General features: G+C 68.9%; 1 protein-coding gene and 3 pseudogenes. 1 reads left to right on the forward strand and 3 read right to left on the reverse strand.

Features of this window, described 5'->3' with window-relative positions; genetic code table 11:
• From KPL57_RS26690 to KPL57_RS26700, 3 pseudogenes are all read right to left on the reverse strand, one after another.
• A pseudogene (locus KPL57_RS26690) lies at positions 1 to 455 on the reverse strand (amino acid ABC transporter permease); the annotation flags it as partial.
• A 96-nt stretch (positions 456 to 551) separates the two neighbouring features.
• Positions 552 to 1,462: pseudogene (locus KPL57_RS26695) on the reverse strand (glutamate ABC transporter substrate-binding protein).
• Positions 1,463 to 1,499: 37 nt separating this feature from the next.
• A pseudogene (locus KPL57_RS26700) lies at positions 1,500 to 2,227 on the reverse strand (amino acid ABC transporter ATP-binding protein).
• Positions 2,228 to 2,374: 147 nt separating this feature from the next.
• Here KPL57_RS26700 and KPL57_RS26705 point away from each other — a divergent pair.
• Positions 2,375 to 3,457 carry a response regulator gene (locus tag KPL57_RS26705; protein WP_308253032.1) on the forward strand — a complete coding sequence of 361 codons (1,083 nt, stop codon included), beginning with the start codon at positions 2,375 to 2,377 and terminating at the stop codon, positions 3,455 to 3,457.
• The last annotated feature ends 197 nt before the right edge of the window (positions 3,458 to 3,654 follow it).

A 3,654-nucleotide genomic window follows, 5' to 3' on the forward strand; every position in this document is an offset into this window, starting at 1 on the left:
GCGATCTGGACGTTCGTCAGCGGCGGGACCACCGCGCGCACCGCCTGCGGCAGCACGACCGCGGTCATCGTCTGGCCCGAACCCGAAGCCCAGCGCGCGCGACGCCTCGGCCTGGCCGACCGGCACAGTGTTGAACCCGGAGCGGACCGTCTCGCACACGAACGCCGACGTGTAGACGATCAGCGAGATGCACGCGAGCGTGAAGTAGCCCAGCTCGACGATCTGCAGCTTCGGGTAGGCGAACGCCCAGAAGAAGAAGACGAGCGTCAGCGGTGTGTTGCGCAGGACGTTCACGTAGGTCGTGCCGAACGCGCGCAGCGCCGGCACGGGGCTCACCCGCATCGCGGCGAGGAGCGTCCCGAGGACCAGCGAACGATCGCCGCGATGACGAACAGCTCGATCGTCACGAGGAACGCGTCGCCGTAGAGCCCCAGGTTGTCGAAGAGGACGTTCACCCCTGTTGCCTCTCAGCCGTCGAGGACGACGACGGGGTGGGCCCGCGGGTGCGGACCCACCCCGTCGTCGACTGCTCGGTCAGTAGCGCTGCTCGGTCAGTAGCGCTCGAGAGCGGGCGGCGTCGCCGCCGAACCCGACTTGCCCAGCGTCGCGTCGTAGACCTTCTGCCAGGTGCCGTCGGTGAACGAGGCCTGCAGCAGATCGTTGATCTTGTTGCGGAGCGCGGAGTCGTCCTTGTTCAGGCCGATGCCGTAGGGCTCCTTCGAGAAGACGTCGCCCACGAGCTTCAGGTCGTCGGGCTGCTGGGCCGCGTAGCCCTTGAGGATCGCGTCGTCGGTGGTGACGGCGTCCACCTGCTTCGAGAGCAGCTGGTCGACGCACTGGCTGTAGGTCTGGAACTCGACGACGTTCGACGCCTCGGTGAGCTGCTGGTCCTTGACCCGCTGGATCGGGGTCGACCCGGTCACGGAGCAGACCTTCTTGCCCTTGAGCGTGTCCTTGCTCGTGATCGCCGACTCGTCCTTGCGGACCAGCAGACCCTGACCCGCGACGAAGTACGGGCCCGCGAACGACACGAGCGTCTTGCGCTTGTCGTTGATCGTGTAGGTGCCGACGTAGTAGTCGACGTCACCGCGGGCGATCGTGTCCTCGCGAGCGGCCGACGGGATCGCCTTGAAGGTGATCTTGTCGGCGCCGTAGCCGAGACCCGCCGCGACCATCTTGGCGATCTCGATGTCGAAGCCCGAGCGCTTGCCGGTTGTGGCGTCGAGGAAGCCCAGACCCGGCTGGTCCTCCTTGATGCCGACCGTGACGCCGCCCTTCGACTTCATCTTGTCGAAGGTCGGGGACCCGGCGACGGCGACGTCCGACGCGACCGTGTAGCTCAGGTCGGCGGCAGGCGCGGAGCCGGAGCCGCTGCCGCGTCGCCGGGGGTGCCCTCCTTGCCGCAGGCGGTCAAGGCCAGTGCGCCGACCAGCAGTCCGAGCGCGAGCTTGCGCAGCTTCATCAGTTTCCTTCGGGGAGAGTGGCGGGAAAAGCGCTGGTCAGTGCGTGAGGATCTTGCCGAGGAAGTCCTTGGCCCGGTTGGACTTGGGCGCGGTGAAGAACTCGTCGGGCGTCGCGTCCTCGACGATCTCGCCGTCGGCCATGAACACGACGCGGTGCGCGGCGCGGCGGGCGAAGCCCATCTCGTGGGTGACCACGAGCATGGTCATGCCTTCCTTGGCCAGCGACGTCATGACGTCGAGCACCTCGTTGACCATCTCGGGGTCGAGCGCCGAGGTGGGCTCGTCGAAGAGCATCACCTTCGGTCTCATCGCCAGCGCGCGCGCGATGGCCACGCGCTGCTGCTGACCACCCGACAGCTGGGCCGGGTACTTGTCCTTCTGGTTGAGGATGCCGACCCGCTCGAGCAGCGTGAGCGCGGTGGACTCCGCCTCGGACTTGTCGAGCCTGCGCACCTTGACCGGCGCCAGCATGACGTTCTCGAGGATCGTCTTGTGGGCGAAGAGGTTGAAGCTCTGGAACACCATGCCGACGTCGGCACGCAGGTTCGCGAGCGCCTTCCCCTCCTCGGGCAGGGCCGTGCCGTCGACCTCGATCGTGCCGGAGTCGATCGGCTCCAGCCGGTGATCGTGCGGCACAACGTCGACTTCCCGGACCCCGACGGGCCCAGCACGACGACCACCTGGCCTGCTGCGACCTCCAAGTCGATGTTCTTGAGCACGTGCAGTTCGCCGAAGTGCTTCTCGACCGCCGCCATCCTGATCATGGGGCTGTCGGTCATCTGTGACCTCCAAGCATGCGCGGGACCGTAGGACGAAACGGACACAACAGTCCAGCACCTTTCAGGAAGGCTTAGGGTTTCGCTCCGGTAACGGAGCACTACCGGTCGACCCGGGCCGGCAGGGTGGTGCGGGTGCACATCCTGTTGATCGAGGACGACGATCGCGTCGCGGCCGCGCTGCGGCCCGCGCTGCACCGGCACGGGATGACCACCACCCGCCTCGCGGTCGGCCGGGGCGCCGTCGACCACCTGCGCGACATCGACATCGTGCTGCTCGACCTGGGTCTGCCCGACATCGACGGCTTCAAGGTCTGCCGCGCGATCCGCGAGGTCAGCGAGGTGCCGATCATCGTGGTGACGGCGCGCGGCGAGGTCGGAGAGCGCGTCCACGGGCTCAACGTCGGTGCCGACGACTACGTGCTCAAGCCCTACGACATCGACGAGCTGGTCGCGCGGATGCACGCGGTCTACCGCCGCCGTCGCACCGCGGGCTCCGGCAGCCCGGCGGGCGCGAGCGACGTCGTGACGATCGACGACGTCGTCATCGACATGAAGCGCCACGTCGTCACCGTCCAGGGCGCCGAGACCACGCTCTCGCGCAAGGAGTTCGACGTCCTGGCCGTGCTCGCGCGCTCCGGCGCCGCGGTCTGCACCCGCGAGCGCATCATCGCCGAGGTGTGGGGCGAGACGTGGCCGGGCGCCAACCGCACGCTCGACGTCCACATCGCCACCTGCGCGGCAAGCTCGGCAGGCCGGAGATCATCCAGACCGTCCGCGGGGTCGGGTACCGCCTCGACGCGCCCACCTCCGTCCCCGCCGACGCCCCCGGTCCCGCCGACTCCCGGGGGTAGACGTGCGCACCCGGCTCCAGGCGATCGTCTTCGTCCTGGTTCGCGCTTCTCGCGGCCGGGCTGGGGGTGCCGCTCGCGCTCTACAGCGCCCAGGCCTCGCAGCTCGGGATGTTCACCGACCGCCTCACCGACACCATCTACTACGCGTCGCTCGCGCAGCGCCCCCTCACCGAGGCCGACCCGGCGGGGTGAAGGAGGAGCTCGACCGCTACGACGCCGTCCACAACGTCGCGGTCATGATCCTCGACGCCAACGGCGGACGTCGTCGCGTCCTCGCGCAACCCGGTGCCTACCTTCGACGCCGAGCAGAAGGAACGCATCGCGCTCGCGCTCGCCGCCCGGCCGTCGGAGGCGTACCCGCTGATCCCACCGTGGGACCCGCGACCGATGCTGCTCGCCGAGCCGGTGCTGATCGACACCGAGGTGCACGGCGTGGCCGTCACGATCTCGCCGACCGACCGGCTGCACGGCGAGGAGCTGCTGCTCTGGCTGGGCATCCTCGCGGCGGGCCTCGTGGCCGTGGGGCTGGCGTTCTTCGTCGCCGTCCCGATCAGCCGCTGG

Source organism: Pseudonocardia sp. ICBG601 (assembly GCF_020496245.1).